The sequence below is a fragment of the Streptomyces sp. NBC_01275 genome (genome assembly GCF_026340655.1).
Taxonomy (GTDB): Bacteria; Actinomycetota; Actinomycetes; order Streptomycetales; family Streptomycetaceae; genus Streptomyces.
On sequence record NZ_JAPEOZ010000001.1, the window covers coordinates 1,184,165 to 1,204,414 of the forward strand.

The window sequence follows — 20,250 nt, forward strand, 5'->3', positions numbered from 1 at the left end:
CATGCCGATCCTGGTGATCACGGGGACGGGCACGGAGGTCGGCAAGACCGTCACGACCGCGGCCGTCGCCGCCTGCGCGCTCGCGGCGGGCCGGTCGGTGGCCGTCCTGAAGGCCGCGCAGACCGGCGTACGGCCGGACGAGCGCGGGGACGCGGACGAGGTCGCGCGCCTCGCCGGTCCGCTCACCACGGCCGAACTCGCCCGCTTTCCCGAGCCGTTGGCCCCCGCGACGGCGGCACGACGGGCCGGGATGACGCCGGTGCGGCCCTGCGACGTGGCGGAGGCGGCCCAGAAGCTGGCGGCGGAGCACGACCTGGTGCTCGTCGAGGGGGCGGGCGGACTGCTCGTACGGTTCGACGAGGCGGGCGGGACACTGGCCGACGCGGCGGAGCTGCTGCGGGCGCCGGTGCTGGTGGTGGCCTCGGCGGGACTGGGCACGCTGAACACCACGGAACTGACGGCCCGTGAACTGCGGTCGCGAGGGGTGGAGTTGCTGGGCGTCGTCATCGGCGGCTGGCCCGACTTCCCCGATCTCGCGATGCGTTGCAATGTCACGGACCTGCCCGACGTCGCCGGCGCCCCGCTGCTGGGTGCGCTGCCGATGGGCGTCGGAGCGCTCGCGCCCGCCGACTTCCGGACGGCGGCCCCCGGTTGGCTGGCGGCACGGCTGGACGGTACGTGGGAGGCGGAGGCGTTCCGAACGGCTCTGTAGCCTCAGCCGCCGTCGTCCTCCGCCAGCAGGCGCACGAGTTCGATGCGGGAGCGGATGCCCAGGCGGGTGAAGACGCCGCGGAGGTGGTGGTCGATGGTACGGGGGCTGAGGGCGAGGCGGGCGGCGATCTCACGGTTCGTGGCGCCGTCGGCGGCCATACGGCTGACCAGGAGCTGTTGCGCGGTCAGTTGAGCGGTAGGGCGCTCGCGGCCGCGCGCGGGCGCGGCGGGAGCTCCTAGGGCGCGGAGTTCCGCACGGGCGCCCTCCGCGTGGTGCGGGGCGCCGAACGACTCGAACGCCTCCAGGGCGCTGTGCAGCCGGTCGCGGGCCTCGGCGCGTTGCCGCAGCCTGCGCAGCGCGCTGCCGAACAGCAGCTCCGTGCGGGCCCGTTCGAAGGCGCGGGTCCCGTCGGCGTGCAGGTCGAGGGCGGTGCGGTAGTGCTCGACGGCGTCGGCGCCCGGGGTGAGCAGGGCCCGGCAGCGGGCGCTGAGGGCCAGATCGTCGGGGCTGCGCACGGCGCGGGCCCAGCGGTCGTAGTCGGCGTGCGCGGCCCGGGCGACACGGGTGTCGCCCGCGCGGGCCGCGGCCTCGACGTAGTGCGGGGTGGCCAGGTGCCGGATGGCCCGGTGTCCGTGGCCGGGGCCGAAGGCGGCCAGGGCACGCAGCCGGGCCGCCGCCGCGCCGAACCGGCCGGCGCCCAGGTCGAGGAAGGCGAGCGCCCACTGCGCGAGGGCGGCGGGCAGGCCCAGGCCGTGGGCCAGGGCGTAGGAGCGGGCGGCCGCGGCGCGCGCCCGGCACAGGTCGGCGTCGCCGGTGACCGCGGCGAACATCGCGAGGGCGGCCTGCAGATGGCAGGCGCCGTTGTCCTGCCCGGTGGTGTACGCCTGCCGGAGGGCGTCCAGCGCGGCGGCCTCGGCGGCGTGCGGGCGGCCGGTCCAGAAGTCGGCGTAGGCGCGGAACTCCATGGCCTGGGAGACGGTGGCCGTGATGCCCCGGGCGCGGGCAGCGGCGGCGGCCCGGAGGGTGGCCGTGGCGGCGCGGGTGTGGTCGCCGAGCATCAGGGCGGCGATGCCCGCGTGGAGGAGGAGGGTGGGGTCGCCACCGGGACCGCAGCGCCCGGCGGTCGCCTCCAGCAGGTCGCGCGCGTCCTCGTACCGCCCGTCGACGGCCGCGGCGATCCCGCCCAGCGCCCCCGGCGGCACGACCCCCAGCCTCCGTGCGACGAGCACCGCCTCACGACATCGCCGCAGGTCACCCGTGTAGACGGCGGCTTCGGTGGCACGGGCGAGAAGATGGGAGGCGGTGTCGGTGGGGTCGGTGGGGAGGGAGCGGGGAGAGGCTTCGCCGACCGCGCCCGGGAGGGGACGGCCGGAGGGCCGCCCGGCGGCGCCGGCGGGCGCCGGGCCGGAGGACTCCCCTGCGGCGCGGACGACCACCGGGCCGTCGGACGGCCCCGCGGCACCGGCAGACGCCCGGCCGCCAGAAGCCCTGCCGGAGGGCGGCTCGACGGAAGTCGTGCCGCCGGAGGACAGCTCGGCGGAGGGCGCCCCGCCGGAGGGCGGCTCGGCAGCGATTTCCTCCGCTTCCTCCCCCGCCTCCGCCCCCGCGCGCGCCTCCGCACGCGCCGCCCGTACCGCCCCCGCCAGCAGCGCGTCGAACGCCTCCCCCGCGTGTCCCGTCCGCAGGGCGAGGACGCCGCTCAGGGCGGGTACGTCCGTGCGGGCGGCGAGGTCACGGGCGCGGTCGCCGTCGCCGGAGTGCCAGGCGTCGGCGGCGGCGCGGGCGAGGAGGCGGGCGCGTTCGCGGGCGTCCGGGGAGAGCTCGGCGGCGCGTTCGACGAGGGCGGCGGACAGGGCCGGGTCGCCGGCCGCGCGGGCCTGCGCAGCCGCGGCCGTCAGTTCGGCCGCGAGCCGAGCGCTGGGGCCGAGCGCGCCCGCGCCCCGGTGCCAGGACCGCCGGGGCGTCTCGGCCTGGTCGTGCAGGACGCGGGCCAGCAGCCGGTGGACGTCGCGCCGGTCGGCCGGCGTCGCCGTCTCGTGGACGGCGATCCGGGTCCAGGCGTCCCGGAAGCAGACCCCGCCCGCCGTGGCGTACGCGATCCCGGCCGCCTCGGCGGCTTCCAGGGGCCGGGTGTCGAGCCGGGCGGCGGCGACGGCGCGCAGGAAGGCGTGCGTGGCCACCGGGTACTGGTCGGCGGCCGCGAGCAGAAGCAGCAGCCGGGTGTCGTCCGGCAGGGCGCGGATCTCCCCGCGGTAGGCGCGCAGCAGGCCGGGGGCCAGAGTCGCGGGCTCCGTCGGCAGCGGGTCCAGGCCGGACGCCTGACGTTCGGTCAGCCGCGCCGCGAGTTCGGCGGCCGCGCGCGGATCGCCGTATACGAGTCGCAGGACGCGCACGCGGACGCCTTCGGGGAGGGCCGAGGCCGGACGCGGGCACGCGTCCGGGTGCGTCGGTGGCGAAGTGCCGCCGAGAGGTGGGGGGTTCACCGGGGTCACCACACAGATGACGTTACTGGCGGGTTACTTGAACAGTAAAGACCGGCGATTCCACCGATGCGCCGCGCGTAGACCCGACCGGACACTCCTGGCAACCCCACCCGTTTCAGGAGGCATCATGCAGCGCGGCAAGCGTCGCATCGCCGCGGTCTTCTCGGCCGTGGTCTCTTCGCTCCTTCTGTCACTCTCCTTCTCCGCCCCCACAGCCCACGCGGCGACCCACAACCCCATCGTCTTCGTCCACGGCATCAGCAGCTCGTCGAGCAGCTGGGACGAATGGGTCGCCGACTTCAAGGCCGACGGCTACACGGCCGCCGAGCTGGACGCGAGTTCGTACAGCTGGACCCAGTCGAACGTCACGACCGCCTCACAACTGGCCACCAAGATCAAGAGCGTTCTCGCCAGCACCGGGGCGAGCAAGGTCGACGTCGTCGTCCACTCCATGGGCGCCCTCAGCTCCCGCTACTACCTCAAGAACCTCGGCGGAACGGCGTACGTGGACGACTTCGTCTCCGTCGCGGGCGTCAACCACGGGACGTCGGTCGCCTCGCTGTGCGGCTGGCTGTACACGTCCTGCAAGGAGATGACGACGGGGAGTTCGTTCCTCACCGCGCTCAACTCCGGTGACGAGACGCCGGGCAGCGTGTCGTACGCGGCCTACTGGTCGAACTGCGACTCGGCGATCGACCCGGACTCCTCGGCGCTGCTCAGCGGGGCCACCAACGTCGGCGTCGGCTGTATCTCGCACACCGACATGAACAACGACTACGGCGTGTACGAACAGGTGCGGGACTTCATCCAGTAGAGCCGGCAGCAGGACCAGCAGAACCGGTAGAACCGATCACGTCGGCAGAACCAGTCGCGCTGGTGGAGCCAGTGGGTCCGGGACCCTCAATGGCTCCACTGGCGCAGTTCCTGCGCGATGTCGTGGAGCGATGCCTCACCGCTCTTGGCCAGTCTGGCCAGGTCCCTGACCTGCTCGGGCGAGGTGACGACCTTGAGGCCGCCGGCGACGAGATAGGCGTAGGCCACGGCACAGGCGAACAGCGCGTTGGAACGCTCCAACGCCGGGACGTGGATCAGGAGTTGGAGCAGCGCGGCCGCTCGGGCGGGCGCGTCGTCGTAGACGGGGACGTCGAATATCTCGGCCTGGTGGCGTGCCACGGCCGCGACCAGCGCACCCCAGTCGGTGACCTGGGGGTCCCCCGGGGTCTTCTGTTCGGCGACCATCAGGAGCCAGGCGAGGTCGATACGGAGAGGGCTCAAGGGATCAGCGGCGACCTTCGCGCGCGTCCCCGCGCCCGCGCTCCGGGCCGAACTCCTCCGCGAAGACGGTCTCGTACTGCTTCATGAAGTCCGCCGCGGCCTCCACGAAGGTGTGACCGACCTCCCCGGCGTCCTGTCTGACCAGCTCCTCGATGTAGCGGTTGACGCTCATGCCGCGGGCCGTGGCGCGCTCACGGGCGGCTTTGGCCGTGCCCTCGTCCACGCGTACGTTCAGCTGGGTCTTCGCCATACCTCGACGCTAGCGCCGACCTGCTAGCAGCGGCAAGGGCGGGCGGGAATCGAAAAGGGATACCGGGTGTGCGCCGGATCACACTAGGCTCGGCCGCGCAGGGCCGCCGGTCCGCCCGGTCGCCCCGTCTGTCGGCCCGTCCGTGCGAGCGAGGAGTCAGCCTTGTCCACACCTGCTGCGGAGCATGCCCCCGGTCTGGCCTCGGCCGACGGGGTCGCGGCCCGCGCCCGCGGTCTGACCAAGGCGTACGGCTCCGGCGAGACGGCCGTGCTCGCCCTGGACTCGGTGGACGTGGACATCGCGCGCGGCCGCTTCACCGCGGTCATGGGGCCCTCGGGCTCGGGGAAGTCCACGCTGATGCACTGTCTGGCCGGGCTCGACACCGTCTCGGCGGGTCAGGTGTGGCTCGGCGACACGGAGATCACGGGACTGAAGGACCGGGAGCTGACCCGGCTGCGGCGGGACCGGATCGGGTTCATGTTCCAGTCGTTCAACCTGATCCCGACCTTGAACGCGGTGGAGAACATCACCCTGCCCATGGACATCGCGGGCCAGAAGCCCGACCAGAAGTGGCTGGACCAGGTGATCGACACGCTCGGTCTGCGGGACCGGCTCAAGCACCGGCCGTCCCAGCTGTCCGGCGGCCAGCAGCAGCGGGTGGCCTGCGCCCGGGCGCTCGCCTCCCGCCCCGAGCTGATCTTCGCGGACGAGCCGACCGGCAATCTGGACTCGCGCGCGGGGCTCGAGGTCCTGTCGTTCCTGCGCGAGGCCGTCGACAGCCTGGGGCAGACCGTCGTCATGGTCACCCACGACCCGGGCGCCGCCGCCCACTCCGACCTGGTGCTCTTCCTCGCGGACGGACGGATCGTGGACGAGAAGGAGCGGCCCACGGCGGAGGCGGTGCTCGAACGGATGCGCCTGTTCTCCGGCGGAGGCCCCCGCACCGACGGACCCGGACCCGGACCCGGCGGCTCGAGTGACACCGGCGTCACTGGCGATTCCGGCGGCTCCGGTGACTCCGGTGACTCCGGTGACTCCGGTGACTCCGGTGACTCCGGTGACTCCGGTGACTCCGGTGACTCACTCGACTCCGGCAAGGAGGGCTGAGCCGGTGCTGAAGGCGACGCTCAGGAGTTTCCTCGCCCACAAGGGGCGGCTGATGCTGTCCGCGCTGGCCGTCGTCCTGTCCGTGGCGTTCGTCGCGGGCAGTCTGATCTTCTCGGACACGGTGACGCGTACGTTCGACCGGCTGTTCGCCTCCACGTCGGCCGACGTGACGGTGGAGCCGCGGGAGGACCTCTCCTCGTCCGTGCCGACCGGCGCGGTCCAGACCGTGCCCGCCGCCCTGGCCGCCGAGGTGGCCCGGGTCGACGGGGTCGCGTCGACCCACGCCGACGTCAGCGTGCAGAACATCACCGTCGTCGACGGCGACAACAAGTCCGTCGGGCCGACCACGGGCGCGCCCACCATCGCCACCGACTGGTACCTCACCGACCGCAGCCCGGTGAAGCTGACCTCCGGGCACGCCCCGCACGGCGCCGGCGAGGCCATGCTCGACGCCGACACCGCCGACAAGAAGCACGTGCGGATCGGCGACACCCTGACCGTGATGGCCCAGCCGGGCTCGTTCAAGGTCGAGATCGTCGGCATCGCCACCTTCACCACCACCAACCCGGGCGCGGCCCTGGTCTTCCTCGACCCCGAGATCGCCGCGACCAAGCTCCTGGGCTCCGCGGACCGGGCCACCGGCGTCTCGGTCGACGCGGCGCCGGGCGCGACCGACGCCGTGCTCAAACGGCGAGTGACCGCCGCACTGGGTTCGGGCGCGTCGTCGTACGACGTGAAGACCGCCGCCGAGCAGGCGAAGTCGGCCGCGGCGGACCTCGGCGGGTTCCTCGACGTCATCAAGTACGTGATGCTCGGCTTCGCCGGGATCGCCGTCCTGGTGGGCGTGTTCCTGATCGTCAACACCTTCTCGATGCTGATCGCCCAGCGCACCCGCGAGCTGGGCCTGTTGCGCGCCCTGGGCGCGGACCGCCGTCAGGTACGCCGCTCGGTGCTCACCGAGGCGGTGCTGCTCGGGCTCGTCGGCTCGACGCTGGGCCTCGCGGCCGGCATCGGTCTCGCGGCCGGGCTGATCAAGCTCATGAGCGCCTTCGGCATGAACCTCAAGACCACGGAGATGGTCGTCGGCTGGCCGACCCCGGTGGCGGCCTACGTCGTCGGCGTCGGCGTCACCTTCGTGGCCGCCTATCTGCCCGCCCGGCGCGCGGCGACCGTGTCGCCGATGGCGGCCCTCGCGGACGCGGACATCGCCGGGGTGGGCCGACCGCTGAAGGTGCGCGCGGTGGTGGGCTCCGTGGTCGGGGCGCTCGGTGCGGCCGCGCTCGCCGGCTGTGCCGCCTCCTCGAAGACCGCGTCGGCGGCCTCCCTGCTGGGCCTGGGCGTCGTCCTCACCCTGATCGCCACCGTCATCGCGGGCCCGCTGCTGGTGCGCCCGATGATCCGGGTGCTCGGCGGAGCCTTCCCGGCCCTGTTCGGCTCCGTCGGCCGGATGAGCCAGCGCAACGCCCTGCGCAACCCCCGCCGTACGGGCGCCACCGCGGCCGCCCTGATGGTGGGCCTCGCCCTGGTGGGCGGGATGTCGGTGGCGTCCGCGTCGATGTCCAAGTCCTTCGACGAGCAGATCGACAGGACCCTCGGCGCCGACTACGTGATCCAGAACGCCAACTTCACCCCCTTCTCGAAGGAGGTCACCGACGCGGTGCGCGCCACCGACGGCGTCGGTCTCGTCGTACGGCAGCGGTTCGCGCCCCTCGCCGTACGGCTCCCGGACGGCAAGCGGATCGAGACGACCGCCGCGGGCTACGACGACCGGCTCGACGACGTCGCCCATGTGACGTACGCCGAGGGCGACACGGCGGCCGCGCTGGCCGGCGGCTCCCTCGGCATGGACGTGGACTTCGCGAAGGACCACGGCGTACGGCTGGGCAGCGTCGTCCCGGTCGAGTTCCCGGGCGGCCGGACGACGTCGCTGACGGTGCGCGCGCTCACCGACCAGGACTCCGCCGACGGCTTCGGCATGCAGGGCGGGCTGTTCCTCGGCGTCGCGACCGTGGAGAAGTACGTGCCCGGCGGGCAGGACTCCTCGCTGTACGTGAACGCGGCCGCCGGCACCGACGCCGAACAGCTGCGGCCTCACCTGGAGAAGACACTCGACCCGTATCCGCAGGTGCAGGTGCGCGACCAGGCCGACTACAAGAAGCTGGTCCACGACCAGATCGCCGTGCTGCTGTACCTGGTGTACGCGCTGCTCGGGCTGGCGATCGTCATCGCGGTGCTGGGGGTGGTCAACACGCTGGCGCTGTCGGTGGTGGAGCGGACCCGGGAGATCGGGCTGCTGCGGGCGATCGGTCTGGGCAGGCGCCAGCTGCGCCGGATGATCCGGCTGGAGTCGGTGGTGATCGCGGTGTTCGGCGCGGTCCTGGGGCTGGCGCTCGGACTGGTGTGGGGCGTGTGCATCCAGCAGGTGCTGGCGTTGCAGGGCATGAAGGCGCTGGCCGTCCCGTGGGGCACGATCGTCGCGGTCGTCGTGGGCTCGGCGGTGGTCGGCGTCGTCGCGGCGCTGCTTCCGGCGCTGCGCGCGTCCCGGATGAACGTGCTGGCGGCGATCGCGCACGAGTGACCCGTGTCGGTGAGACGTATCGGGCGTCGTCGGTCATACTTCGGCACCGGTCCGCAGGAGCCGTCCGGATGGTGGAATTCCGCCCTCGGACCGGCTGGCCGTGGTGGGATCGCCCCATGTCTGATCTGCGGATACGGGCCGCGACGCCCGACGACCTGGACACCGTGCTGGCCTTCTGGAAGACGGCCGCCGAGGGCACGAGCATCAGCGACGACCGTGCGGGCGTGGAGCGCCTGGTCGGCCGCGATCCCGAGGCGCTGATCCTCGCCGAACAGCACGGGGAGCAGGGCGCCGAACTGGTCGGCACGGTGATCGCCGGGTTCGACGGGTGGCGGTGTCACCTGTACCGACTCGCGGTGCACCCGCAGCACCGTCGCCAGGGCGTCGGCTCGGCGCTGCTGACGGCCGCGGAGGAGCGTTTCGTCCGGCTGGGCGGGCGGCGCGGGGACGCGATGGTGCTCACCCGCAACGAGACGGCGCATCATGCGTGGCGCGCGGCGGGGTACACGCCGGAGGAGAACTGGCGGCGCTGGGTGAAGCCGTTCGGCGACTGACCGGGCCGCGACAGGCGACCCTTTGCCGATCCTTTACCATTGGGGGACCGTGTGAACCTGCACGGTCCCCTCAAGACTTGCCTGACGTCCGAAACGACTTTCGAAAGGTGTGAGCGTCCGCCCATGGGCGAGCCTCCCAGTACCCCTCCGCGACATCGCGCGTTCCGCCCCGCCCTGCCCGATCATGGGACGGAGGTGACCCGATGACCGAAGTGCTTCTGCTGCTGGTGGCGATCCTGCTGTCGCTCGCCTGCGGCGCCTTCGTCGCCGCCGAGTTCTCGCTGACCACGGTGGAGCGCAGCGAGCTGGAGCGGGCGGTGGAGCGCGGCGAGCGCGGCGCGGCCGGCGCCCTGAAGGCCGTACGGAATCTCACCTTCCAGCTCTCCGGCGCCCAGCTCGGCATCACCGTCACCAATCTGGTGGTCGGCATGCTCTCCGAGCCGTCGATCGCCAAGCTGATCTCCGGGCCGCTCCAGTCGCTCGGGCTGTCGAGCAGCGCGTCGAGTTCGGTGGCGCTGGTGCTGGGCACGGCCCTGTCGACCGTTTTCCTGATGGTCGTCGGCGAGCTGGTGCCCAAGAACTGGGCGATCTCCTCCCCGCTGACGGTGGCCAAGGGGGTCGGCAACGCGCAGCGCTGGTTCAGCGCCGCCTTCCGGCCCTTCATCACCCACCTCAACAACACCGCGAACCGGATCGTGCGCCGTTTCGGGGTGGAGCCCACCGAGGAGCTGGCCGCCGCGCGCGGCCCCCAGGAACTGGCGGCCCTGGCCCGGCACTCCGCCAAGGAGGGGGCCCTGGAGGCGGACACCGCCGAGTTGTTCGTGCGCACGCTGAACCTGGCCGACCTCACCGCGGAGAACGTGATGACCCCGCGCGTCCAGGTCGTCGCCCTCGACGCCCAGGCGACCTGCGAGGACGTGGCGAACGCGACCCGGGCGACGGGCCTGTCCCGCTTCCCCGTGTACCGCGGCAGCCTGGACGCGGTGGTCGGCACCGCGCACATCAAGGACTCGCTGGCGATCCCGGCCGAGCACCGCGCGCGCGTGCCCGTCTCCGAGATCATGCGCGAACCGCTGCTGGTCCCCGAGTCGCTGACCGTGGACCGGCTCCTCGACCGGCTGTCCGGCAAGCGGACGATGGCCGTGGTCATCGACGAGTACGGCGGTACGGCGGGCGTGGCGACGCTGGAGGACATCGTCGAGGAGGTCGTCGGCGAGGTGCGCGACGAGCACGACCCGCACGAGACGCCCGACCTGGCCGCCGCGGGCGCCGACGACGACGGTCGCGCCCTGTACTCGGCCGACGGCGCCGCCCGCACCGACCAGCTCGCGCGCGTGGGCCTGCATGCGCCCGACGGGCCGTACGAGACGCTCGCCGGGCTGGTCGCCACCGAGCTGGGCCGCATACCGGCCGTCGGCGACACCGTCGAGGTGGCCGGCTGGCGGATGGACGTGGTGGACGCGTCCGGCCGCAGGGCCGCGCGCGTGCTGCTGCACGCGCCCCTCGACGACTCGTCCGACCCGTCCGACCAGGAGGCCGCGAAGTGACCGCCGTCCAGCTGCTGATCGCGCTCGCGACCCTCGTCGTCAACGCGTTCTTCGTCGGCGCGGAGTTCGCGCTGATCTCCGTGCGCCGCGCCCAGATCGAGCCCTACACCGAGAACGGGGCCCAGGGCGACCGGCGGCGCGCCGCGAGCGTGCTGTGGGGCCTGCAGCACGTGTCCGCGCTGATGGCGGCCGCACAGCTCGGCATCACGCTGTGCACGCTGATCCTCGGCGTGGTCGCCGAACCGGCCATCGCGCATCTGCTGGAGCCGGTGTTCCACGCGGTGGGCGTGCCCGAGAGCGCGGGACACGCGGTGTCCTTCGTGATCGCGCTGGCGGTGGCCACGTACCTGCACATGCTGCTCGGCGAGATGGTGCCGAAGAACATCGCGCTCGCGGAGCCGGTGCGCAGCGCGCTGCTGCTCGGCCCGCCGCTGGTCGCGGTGGCGCGGGCGCTGCGCCCGGTGATCTTCGCGATCAACGCCTTCGCGAACGGTCTGCTGAAGCTGATGCGGATCGAGACCAAGGACGAGGTCGCCGCGGCCTTCTCGGACGCCCAGCTGGCGCAGATCGTCCGGGACGCAGGCGAGGCGGGTCTCATCGACGACCGCGCCCAGGAACGGCTGCACGACGCCCTGGAGCTGGGCCGCCGGCCGGTGCGGGACGTCGTCCTGCCGCTGGAACGCGTCGTCTACGCGCGCGTGGGCGTCACTCCGGAGGAGCTGGAGCGGCTGGCGGCCGAGTCCGGGTTCTCCCGCTTCCCCGTGGTGGACGAGGGGCGGCGGATCGTCGGCTACCTGCATGTGAAGGACGCGCTGGACGCCTCGCCGCGGGAGGAGCCGTTCCGGCTGGAGGACATGCGGCCCATCGCGCGCGTGCGGGAGGCGACTCCGCTGGACGACGTCCTGACCGCGATGCGGGGCAGTCGTACGCATCTGGCGGCCGTGCTCGGCTCCGACGGGCGGCTGTCCGGCCTGGTGACCATGGAGGACGTGCTGCGGGAGCTGTTCGGGCAGCCGGTGTAGGACTTCGACGGCCCGTCGTGCGGGCCGTCGTACGTCCCCTTCGTACGTCCCCTTCGTACGTCCCCTTCGTACGCCCCTTTCGGCAGGGAGGTTCCGCACGGGGGCCGACCGACCGCCGGGTATGAGACTCGGGCTACCATCTATGTCGCCATGCAGACGAACCCCACACACACCAGCCTGGTCGCGGTCGGCGACTCCTTCACCGAGGGCATGTCGGACCTGCTGCCCGACGGCTCCTACCGGGGCTGGGCCGACGTCCTCGCCGCGCGGATGGCCGCCCGCACGCCCGGCTTCCGGTACGCCAACCTCGCGGTGCGCGGCAAGCTGATCGGGCAGATCGTCGACGAGCAGGTCCCCGTGGCGGCGGCCATGGAGGCCGACGTGATCACCCTGGTGGGCGGGCTCAACGACACCCTGCGGCCCAAGGTCGACATGGTCCGGGTGCGCGATCTGCTGACGGAGGCCGTGGAGCGGCTCGCCCCGGCCTGCAAGCATCTGGTGCTGATGCGCAGCCCGGGTCGGCAGGGCCCGGTCCTGGAGCGGTTCCGGCCGCGCATGGAGGAGCTGTTCACGGTCGTCGACGATCTCGCCCAGCGGCACGGCGCGCTGGTCGTCGACCTGTACGGCGCCGCCTCGCTCGCCGACCCGCGCATGTGGGACGTGGACCGGCTGCACCTGACGGCCGACGGCCACCGCCGGGTCGCCGAGGCGGTCTGGCAGACGCTCGGCTACGAGCCCGGGGACACCGAGTGGCGCACCCCGATCCCGGCCACCGTGCCGCCCGGCTGGAGCGCCCGCCGGGTCGCGGACGCCCGCTTCGCCCGGCAGTACCTGCTGCCGTGGATCGGCCGCCGCCTCACCGGCCGCTCCTCCGGCGACGGCCTCCCCCCGAAGCGCCCCGACCTGCTGCCGTACGAGGGTCCGGCGGCGTAGGCGGTCGGGCCGACGACGCCGCCCTGGACAAGTAGAGATCATCTCTCACATTTGAGCCTGTAGGCATGCTCCCGCAGCTGCCGTGTGTTCAGCGGGAGACCGAGCTCGTTTGCTGCCGCTGCCGCTGCCGCAGATTCGGCGTCCTGACGTCACCCCTGGCTACCCAGGCCATGAGCCAGGAACCCTGCGCAGTTCTCGGAGATCGGCAATGACGTACCCCCGTTGCTCGCCGGCCGCCTTCTCACCCCACACCTCGGCGTCGCCCTCGACCCCGACGACTTCACGCTCGCCGCCGACTCCTTCTCAACTGCCGCGCACGCCGCCCTGTTCGCCATGATCAGGTCTGCCCCTGGCCCCGCCACGCACCGGCCTACGCACGGACGGTCGAGGCCGAACACGCCCGCCGCCGTACGCAGACGGTCGCCGAACGCCTCGTCCAGACCGTCCACGATGCCTCCCTCCCGCACCCCGTCCAGACGGTGCTCGCCGAGGCCGACGCGCTCGCCGCGGTCGTGGAGGACGTCGCGAGCCGCTTCCCTCCGCGCGCCGACGTCCTGCCCCGCACCCCGGCACCACCGCCAGCCATCGCGCCCGACCACACCGAGGGCATGAAATCCGCTCAGTCGCAACCCTCCGGAATTTATGAAATCCTTCGACTCGCAAATCCGCCAGAGGGCACAAAATTGTTCAGTCCGCAAATCCAGCAGAGGGCATATATTCCGTTCGGCCGCAACAGCCTTTACCAGAAACTCTAAGCTTGACAGCGCCGTGGAGTTTGCTTATGGTCCAGTCGTTCAGGCCCTCGCTGATCGATATCCGAAGGTGTTCATGACCACGCCTCCAACGTTGCCGAAGTTCAGGCAGCAGTTGATTCTTGCCGTTCTTATGTCGTGTTCGCTGCTGATTTGGCTGGACAATACCGTCCTGAGTACCACGCTGGAGACCCTTGCAGACCCGGTCCGTGGGCTGGGGGCCAATCCCGGTCAGCTGCAATGGGCGACCGGTTCGTACACTCTGGCCTTCGCCACCTTGATGTTCACCGCAGGCACATTGGGCGATCGCTTCGGTCACCGGACTGTGTTTTCCAGTGGGTTGGTGATCTTCGCCGGGTCCTCGCTGTGGGCGGCGTACGCAAGCAATGCGGGCCAGCTGATTGCAGCTCGAGCTGCGATGGGGGTAGGCAGCGCGCTGATCACGCCCGCCATGTTGGCCATCCTTATGTGGACCTTCACTGGCCCCGCGCGGGCTGCCGCGATCGGCATTTTCTCGACGTCGGCCGGGGTCGGAATGGCTGCCGGCCCGGTGCTGGCGGGGTTCCTGCTCGATCATTTCTGGTGGGGCTCGGTCTTTCTGATCAATGTCCCGGTCGCGGTATTGGCGTTGGTCGGGCTCGCCGTGCTGGTTCCGAATTTTCGCAGCCCCACTCTGCGACCACTGGACCCCGCTGGAATGCTGCTGTCGATCAGTGGGCTCGTGGCGTTGGCCTACGGGCTGATCCGGGCGGGGCAGGTCGCTGCGTGGAGTCGTACCGATGTCTGGGCGCCGATCGTTGTCGGTCTAGCTCTGCTGGCCGTTTTCGTACTCGCCGAACTGCGTGTCAAGGTGCCCAGCTTTGATCCGCGACTGCTCGCGCAACGCACATTCGGTGGCGGCAATATGGCGCTCGGATTGCTGCTCTTCGCTGTGGCCGCCATCACCTTCTATAACGCGTTCTACCTGCAAGGCGCGCTCGGGTTTTCGCCGACGAAGGCAGGTTTGGCCAATATCCCGACCGCATTCGGCGCGCTCGCGGGGGCGCCCCTTGGCACGCGCCTGGTTCGCCGCCTGTCGCTACGTCCTGTCACCGTGCCGGCGCTAACCGTGGCTGCGCTGACCATGGGCGGGTACGGGTTCCTCGGACTGCAAACTCCACTCGTCTGGATCGAGATTCTGTTGTTGATACAGGGCCTCTCGATCGGCATGGTGATCGGCCCCGTTACGGCCGCATTGATCAGCAACCTGCCGTTGGAACAGGCCGGTGCAGGATCGGCCGTCACCAACACCGTGCGACAGACCGGCAGCGTGATCGGAATCGCAGTAGGCGGCACGATCATGTCGATCGAGTACCGACGTGCGATCGAACCTTCGCTGGAGGGTGCACCCGGTCCGGTGCAGGATCAGGCGCGAGTTTCCGCCGAACAGGCCCGCCACGTCGCCACCGCTATCCACCGGCCCACTCTCGCTCAGGCTGCCGATAATGCGTTCATCCATGCCATGCACGTAGGCGCGGGCTGGATCACGGTCATCGCACTCCTCGGAGCAGTTGTGCTGCTGATCACCCTGCCTGCTGCCGAAAAGAAGAAGGGTCCGACACCGGAGCCGGACCACGAAGAGGCCCACAGCTCCGAGGCCGACGCTGCCGAGTTCCGGTGAGCTGTCGGGTACCTATACCGCGGTCGCCGTTGCGGAAGGCATGCACCCGGTCTCGGGAGCGTTGGCCGTGCCCGAGACCGGTGTGGTGCGCACAAAGAGGATGCCGCACAGCACCTGTCGGTCCGGCAGCGGCTTACGGCCCGGGGGTTAACCCATTCTGTGCTCGTCTCCTCGGTCGGGTCGCCAGACGAAGCGACCAGATGCCCCTTGGCAGTGAGCTCGATGGCGCCGGTCGCCTCGCCGGATCTTCCCCCTTTTCCCGAGCGCCGCAAAACATCGCCGGCATCCAAGGGCGGGCTCGCCCATAAGGCAGGCGGGCATCGGAAGCCCAATCAGCGATATACGGAACGGCGGAATGCACGATACGCGATACGGTCAGCCGTCATGGATTCAGTCGTAGGGTCATGACTTCCCAAGCAAGTCAAGACTTACCTTTAGGGAACCTTGACCGTATGGTGTGGCTCGAATCGAAGGAGTCCCCTGTTGTCGAAAATGAATGATCCCGCTGTGCGTGCGGTTGAATCGGAGCGGGATTATGTGTCCTCCTTGTATGAGTTGCTTACCGAGCGGATTTCCCAGGCGCGAGTACACCGAGCGAGTGTGCTGAAGGCCCCGGCGGATGGCGCCGGTGAGGCATACGAGAGAGAAATCACCGCCGAGCGTCTGGCCAAGGAAATCGGCCGGCTGGAGGGCGCCGAAAAGGGGCTGGTCTTCGGGCGCATCGACTGGACGGATGGCACGGCCCTGCGCATCGGGCGGATCGGACTGCATACAGAGGAGGATGACCTGCCTCTGCTCGTGGACTGGCGCGCGAACGCGGCGCGGCCCTTCTACGAGGCGACACCGGTCCACCCGATGGACCTGCGGCGGCGTCGGCACCTGCGCCTCGAGGAGCGCACGGTCATCTCGGTGAGCGACGAACTGCTGGACGGGACCGCCCCGACCGACGAGGACGTCGTGGGGGACGGCCCGTTGACCGAGGCTCTGTCGGCACGGCGCACGGGCAGGATGCACGCGGCCGTCGCGACGCTGCAGGCCGAGCAGGACGAGATCGTCCGCTCCGCCCACCGCGGGGTGACCGTGGTGCAGGGCGGGCCCGGCACCGGCAAGACGGTGGTCGCCCTGCACCGGGCGGCCTATGTCCTGTACGCGTTCCCGCGCGCCGCGGAGGAGGGTGTCCTGGTGGTGGGCCCGAACGCCCGGTTCCTCGACTACATCTCCCAGGTCCTTCCCTCGCTCGGAGAGAACGACGTCGTTCTGGCGACCTGCCGGGAACTGGCCGGAGTGTCCACGGACACGGTGGACCCGTTCGATACGGCGCGTCTCAAGGGCAGCTCCGACCTCGCCGACGCCTTGGCCGGTTTGCTGCGCGTCCACCAAGCCCCCGCCGGTGACTTCACCGTGCGGGTCGGACAGGAACTGGTTCACCTCTCCGGCGAGGAAGTAGCCACGGCACGCGACGCCGCCGTGGCAGCCGTACTGGGGCACAACCCCGCGCGCCAGGTGTTCAAAGAGCTCTTGGTCGACGCCGTCACCGACGCGATGCAACGAGACATGGGCGACCTCCTGGAACAGATCGACGCCGATGCCGAAAGGATGACGGGCATCAACCTCGACCGGTTCACGGGAGCCGCCCAGCGCCGTGCCGAAGGTGCGGCCGACCCGGGTCCGGTCCACGAGCTGGACCTGGACGCCATCCGAGCCGATCTCCTCGACGACGCCGACGTCGACCGATCGGTCGAGGTGTTGTGGCCGCGGCTGGTACCCGGTGACCTCGTGAAGGCGCTCCTGACGAACGCCGGCGCTCTCGCCGAGCGCCTGCCCCGCCTGACCGCGCAGGAGCGGTCCCTTCTGCTGCGCGGTCCGGACGACCCGTGGACCGATGCCGATGTGCCGTTGCTGGACGAGGCGGCGAGCCTGGTCGACGGCCCCCCCGAGCGGACGTACGGGCACGTCGTCGTCGACGAGGCGCAGGAACTGACCGCCATGCAGTGGCGGATGATCGTCCGCCGCTGCCCGGCAAGGGCGATGACGCTGGTGGGTGACTTCGCCCAGGCAGGCCCGGTCACGACAGCACGCGACTGGAAGGAAGCGCTGAGCCCCCACGTCGGACCGCGGTTCAAACTGCACAACCTGACCGTCAGCTACCGCACCACGCAGGAGATCCTGGAGAGCGTCCGGGACCTGCTCGCGCGGATCGCTCCGGACCAGAAGCCCACACGGTCACTGCGAAGCGGTGCGAGCCCTCGCACCGTGACCACGCCTCCGGACGGGTTGGTCACCGCCGTCGTTCAGGAACTCCACGCCCAGAGCACCGCGCACCCGGGGGAGCTTCTGGGAGTGATCTGCGCGGACACCAGGGTGAGCGAGCTGACGGCCCAGGGCATCGCCCATCACGCACGCATCGTGCCGGCGTCCGAAGCACGCGGCCTGGAATTCGACGGGGTCGTCGTCATGAACCCCGAGGAAGTCATCACGGCCCGCCCCGGTGGGGAAAGGGACTTGTACGTAGCCCTGACCCGGGCCACCAAGCGCCTGTGCACCATCACCGTCCAGCCCGCCTGACGACTCGGCGCCCGCGTCGTCGCCGCGGGCGCACCCGGCATCACGCGGCCTGGTCCAAGCCGACGACGTTCGGATCCCCTCCGCGCAGCAGGGTGAAGTCGACGTCGAGCTTCGGGTCGTACGCGTCGGGTTCGTTCGTCGCGGCCGTCACCCGCCGGCGCAGCGGCGCCGAGGAGTGGGTCCGGCTTGCGTCGCGGGTGCCCGACCCGGCCCCTGATGGGTGGGACGGCGTCGATCAGACCCGATCCGACCCGCTGTTGCCGCGCGATCACCGAGGTGGGCCACCCGCCCGCACCCATACTCGCAGGCGTCGACTGCTCCTGCTGGGATGGCACTGGGCGTTGCATCCACATGCTGGCCGTCTATTACGAAATGGCACGACGCGTCGATGACTATCCTCGAATTGCGCTCGATATCCAGGACTTCTTCCGCGTCTCATCGGGTAACACTCGAGCATTCACCGCGGCATTATCGCAGCGGTGGATCGTGCTCAATGTCCTTGACCCGGCCGACTACTTCACGGTCGCGAAGTAGTCGTACTCACACGACATATATCGACGGCTGTTGTACGGCTCGGCTGCCAGTCGCGACTGATACGACAACGGAAACCCCAGCGGTTCCAGCTCGGCCATCAACGTCTGCGCCCACAAGTGCGGATCCTCGGGCGAGCCGGACAGTCACGTACTCGACGAACGGTTCGCACAGATCCGGCAGATGCCGTTTCCGTACGCCAGGGGTCCGCTCCCCAGCCAAATAGGCACGAATGGCCTTCCCGTCACCGGTATGCCGGGCGATCTGCGAGATTGTCCAGCCCCGCGCCCGCAGGGCACTTATTTCCGCATCTTCCTCACATGTCAACATGAAAAAGCGGGCCTCCTCCGATGAAAAAAGCTGGTCAGGTGCGGTAACCGCCAGTATCGAAGGAAGCCCGCCCTTCACGGCGGAGCCACACGGGATAAATGGGAAATTTCGGTGAGCCGGCGAAAGATCGAGGCTAGTTCGGGGTGGACAGTTCCCGCAACTCGGTGCCATGCTCATCTATAGAGGTCGGACCTTTCATCTTCAGGGGTCGGACCTTCGAGATTTTAACGTGGGGAAATGGGGGATCGCTGGTATGGGTAGCGTGAACGACAGGTTGACCTGGCAACCGAGCTCGAGCAGTGGTGATATATGTGACAGCCGAGCTTCCCCGTGGGTTGGACGATCCCCATTACAGACAGAGATCGCGGTGCCGACCGGCAACCTCGATACCAACCTCCAGATCATGCTGATAATCCAAGACGACATCCGTCGATACAGTATCGAGGGAATGCTTCGTTCACTCGACATCCGGTTGACAGTGCAATTCAGCGCCGATATCGAAGATCTCTCGACATTCCGCAACGGCCAGCTGATCATTTCATCCAGCAATGCCTTGGAGCCTGTACCTGACGAGATCGCTGAAAAGCTGCGCGTCCACAACATACATGTACTGGTCCTGGTAGATTCGGCAGACGTTGTTGAGCAATCCTGGGTCGATCATGCAAACGGTCTCCTGGACTGGAAAGATCTCCGCCCCGAGACCCTGCGCGAAGCGATCGTCGACGTGGAGGCTGGACGATTTCACGTGTCGGCGACTCTGGCGCGACGATCCGTGACGGCACCCGACCAAGCCGGTGATGACACCACCTCGAGGCGCGCGTCGATGATTGCACTGACGGCACGTGAACACCAGGTACTGCGCCTGATTGCCGAGGGGTTAAGCAACCGACAAGTCGCTCGATCGCTGAGCATCTCCGAACATGGAGTCAAACGCATGGTCGGCATCATTTTGGCCAAGCTCAACTGCCCAAATCGGACTCTTGCGGTTGTTCGGGCCATAGAGTCGGGGCTCCTCGTTGTGTGAGGTGTCGACCAATTGGCGAAGTTCTGTCCGTCGGCACGGCCAGTCCGAGAATATACTTCTTGATGATTGGCGTGCGGATGGGTGATGTGGGCGTGACTGGGCTGTCCACAATGGTTTTCCTGGTTGCCATCCGGGGTCTGAGCCGTCGGTAGCGCGCGGCGAGGTAGGTGTCCTTGGCCTGTCCCGCCGCGCCGGCGCGGCGGGACAGGCCAAGGACACCGTCGAGCCAGGTGTTGCCGTGGCGGGTTTTGCCGGATTTCCTTTCCGGCGGCCCGGCGGAGCTGTTCGCGCAGGTCGGTGTGGACCGCGTCGAGATCACCGCCGGTCCACCAGCGGTCGAAGTGCCGTTCCACCAGATCCGGCGGGAACGACGCGGTCGGATCGACCACGGTCGTCCTGACCTTGAACGTGCGCGGGCTGACGCCTTCCAGCCCGATCGAGGCCCTGATCTTGGCGACGGCTTCGCCGTGACCGCCTCGCCCTGATCACGCAGCTCGGCGGTGACCCGCGGCGACCGTAGGTCCCGCGGGAGTCCTTGTGCACCTGGGCGATCTTCACCTCGAGGTCGGCCCGGCGCTGCTGTCGCGGCGTCAATACCGTTGCCGCGGCCCGTTTCACGTGCGCGCAGTAGCCGGACGCCGACACGCCCGGCAGCCGCGCCATGCGCCGGACCGCGAACCGCGCGGGCCGGGGCGAGGGGGCGCCGGCGGCCCCGGCGAACTCGCCGGAGTCGGCGTACTCGGCCATCAGAGCGAACCAGGAACGCGTTGTCCTTCTCCAGAACGGCGACCTGTCGGCGCAGCCGCAGCACCTCGGCCCGCTCGACCGCCTCCAGGGGTTTGTCCCCGTTGGACCTCGGCCGCGGTGATCCGGCGTCGCTGAATGCTCGGCCCGGCCGCCCGAGCACGCCGCGCGGGCGGCCGGGCT

16 protein-coding genes and 2 pseudogenes are annotated in these 20,250 nt (G+C 70.2%); 15 read left to right on the forward strand and 3 right to left on the reverse strand.

Features of this window, described 5'->3' with window-relative positions; genetic code table 11:
- Nucleotide 1 precedes the first annotated feature (1 nt).
- Nucleotides 2-712: a dethiobiotin synthase gene (bioD, locus tag OG562_RS04990; RefSeq protein ID WP_266409021.1), complete on the forward strand. Its 711-nt coding sequence runs from the start codon at nucleotides 2-4 to the stop codon at nucleotides 710-712.
- A 2-nt stretch (nucleotides 713-714) separates the two neighbouring features.
- Here the strand turns inward: bioD and OG562_RS04995 are convergent, their stop codons facing one another.
- Nucleotides 715-3,207, reverse strand: a complete 2,493-nt coding sequence (locus OG562_RS04995) for a LuxR family transcriptional regulator (RefSeq protein WP_266394063.1) — start codon at nucleotides 3,205-3,207, stop codon at nucleotides 715-717.
- Between the two features lie 115 nt (nucleotides 3,208-3,322).
- On the opposite strand from OG562_RS04995, the gene OG562_RS05000 reads away from it, so the two are divergent.
- Nucleotides 3,323-4,009 (forward strand): triacylglycerol lipase, encoded by a 687-nt coding sequence (locus tag OG562_RS05000; RefSeq protein WP_266394066.1) that lies wholly within the window; start codon nucleotides 3,323-3,325, stop codon nucleotides 4,007-4,009.
- A gap of 86 nt (nucleotides 4,010-4,095) precedes the next feature.
- On the opposite strand, the gene OG562_RS05005 is transcribed toward OG562_RS05000, so the two are convergent.
- A complete protein-coding gene (locus OG562_RS05005) occupies nucleotides 4,096-4,470 on the reverse strand; it encodes a fic family toxin-antitoxin system, toxin component (RefSeq protein ID WP_266394068.1) in 375 nt (124 codons plus the stop codon).
- A gap of 4 nt (nucleotides 4,471-4,474) precedes the next feature.
- Nucleotides 4,475-4,720 carry a toxin-antitoxin system HicB family antitoxin gene (locus OG562_RS05010; RefSeq protein ID WP_266394074.1) on the reverse strand — a complete coding sequence of 82 codons (246 nt, stop codon included), beginning with the start codon at nucleotides 4,718-4,720 and terminating at the stop codon, nucleotides 4,475-4,477.
- A 162-nt stretch (nucleotides 4,721-4,882) separates the two neighbouring features.
- On the opposite strand from OG562_RS05010, the gene OG562_RS05015 reads away from it, so the two are divergent.
- The 13 genes and pseudogenes from OG562_RS05015 to OG562_RS05075 all read left to right on the forward strand — a co-directional run bounded on the left by OG562_RS05015 (nucleotide 4,883) and on the right by OG562_RS05075 (nucleotide 19,808).
- A complete protein-coding gene (locus tag OG562_RS05015) occupies nucleotides 4,883-5,827 on the forward strand; it encodes an ABC transporter ATP-binding protein (RefSeq protein ID WP_266394075.1) in 945 nt (314 codons plus the stop codon).
- A gap of 4 nt (nucleotides 5,828-5,831) precedes the next feature.
- Nucleotides 5,832-8,405 carry an ABC transporter permease gene (locus OG562_RS05020; RefSeq protein WP_266394078.1) on the forward strand — a complete coding sequence of 858 codons (2,574 nt, stop codon included), beginning with the start codon at nucleotides 5,832-5,834 and terminating at the stop codon, nucleotides 8,403-8,405.
- 116 nt (nucleotides 8,406-8,521) lie between these two features.
- On the forward strand, nucleotides 8,522-8,959 hold the full coding sequence (locus OG562_RS05025; protein WP_266394081.1) for a GNAT family N-acetyltransferase: 438 nt from the start codon (nucleotides 8,522-8,524) through the stop codon (nucleotides 8,957-8,959).
- A gap of 203 nt (nucleotides 8,960-9,162) precedes the next feature.
- Nucleotides 9,163-10,506, forward strand: coding sequence for a hemolysin family protein (locus tag OG562_RS05030; protein ID WP_266394083.1), 1,344 nt, complete (start codon nucleotides 9,163-9,165; stop codon nucleotides 10,504-10,506).
- Nucleotides 10,503-11,528, forward strand: a complete 1,026-nt coding sequence (locus tag OG562_RS05035; protein WP_266394085.1) for a hemolysin family protein — start codon at nucleotides 10,503-10,505, stop codon at nucleotides 11,526-11,528. Before OG562_RS05030 ends, OG562_RS05035 begins: the two co-directional genes overlap by 4 nt.
- Nucleotides 11,529-11,678: 150 nt before the next feature.
- Complete coding sequence (locus OG562_RS05040; protein WP_266394087.1) at nucleotides 11,679-12,461, forward strand: SGNH/GDSL hydrolase family protein; 783 nt, start codon at nucleotides 11,679-11,681, stop codon at nucleotides 12,459-12,461.
- A 189-nt stretch (nucleotides 12,462-12,650) separates the two neighbouring features.
- Nucleotides 12,651-12,755 (forward strand): annotated as a pseudogene (locus tag OG562_RS05045) (DNA cytosine methyltransferase); the annotation flags it as partial.
- Nucleotides 12,747-13,075: pseudogene (locus tag OG562_RS05050) on the forward strand (replicative DNA helicase); the annotation flags it as partial. The pseudogenes OG562_RS05045 and OG562_RS05050, both read left to right, overlap by 9 nt.
- Before the next feature lie 214 nt (nucleotides 13,076-13,289).
- Complete coding sequence (locus tag OG562_RS05055; protein ID WP_266394088.1) at nucleotides 13,290-14,873, forward strand: MFS transporter; 1,584 nt, start codon at nucleotides 13,290-13,292, stop codon at nucleotides 14,871-14,873.
- Between the two features lie 537 nt (nucleotides 14,874-15,410).
- Nucleotides 15,411-17,438 (forward strand): AAA family ATPase, encoded by a 2,028-nt coding sequence (locus tag OG562_RS05060; RefSeq protein WP_266394091.1) that lies wholly within the window; start codon nucleotides 15,411-15,413, stop codon nucleotides 17,436-17,438.
- A gap of 351 nt (nucleotides 17,439-17,789) precedes the next feature.
- Complete coding sequence (locus tag OG562_RS05065) at nucleotides 17,790-17,972, forward strand: hypothetical protein (protein ID WP_266394098.1); 183 nt, start codon at nucleotides 17,790-17,792, stop codon at nucleotides 17,970-17,972.
- A 694-nt stretch (nucleotides 17,973-18,666) separates the two neighbouring features.
- Nucleotides 18,667-19,323, forward strand: coding sequence for a LuxR C-terminal-related transcriptional regulator (locus tag OG562_RS05070; RefSeq protein WP_266394100.1), 657 nt, complete (start codon nucleotides 18,667-18,669; stop codon nucleotides 19,321-19,323).
- Between the two features lie 230 nt (nucleotides 19,324-19,553).
- Nucleotides 19,554-19,808: a hypothetical protein gene (locus OG562_RS05075; protein WP_266394103.1), complete on the forward strand. Its 255-nt coding sequence runs from the start codon at nucleotides 19,554-19,556 to the stop codon at nucleotides 19,806-19,808.
- Nucleotides 19,809-20,250: the final 442 nt, after the last annotated feature.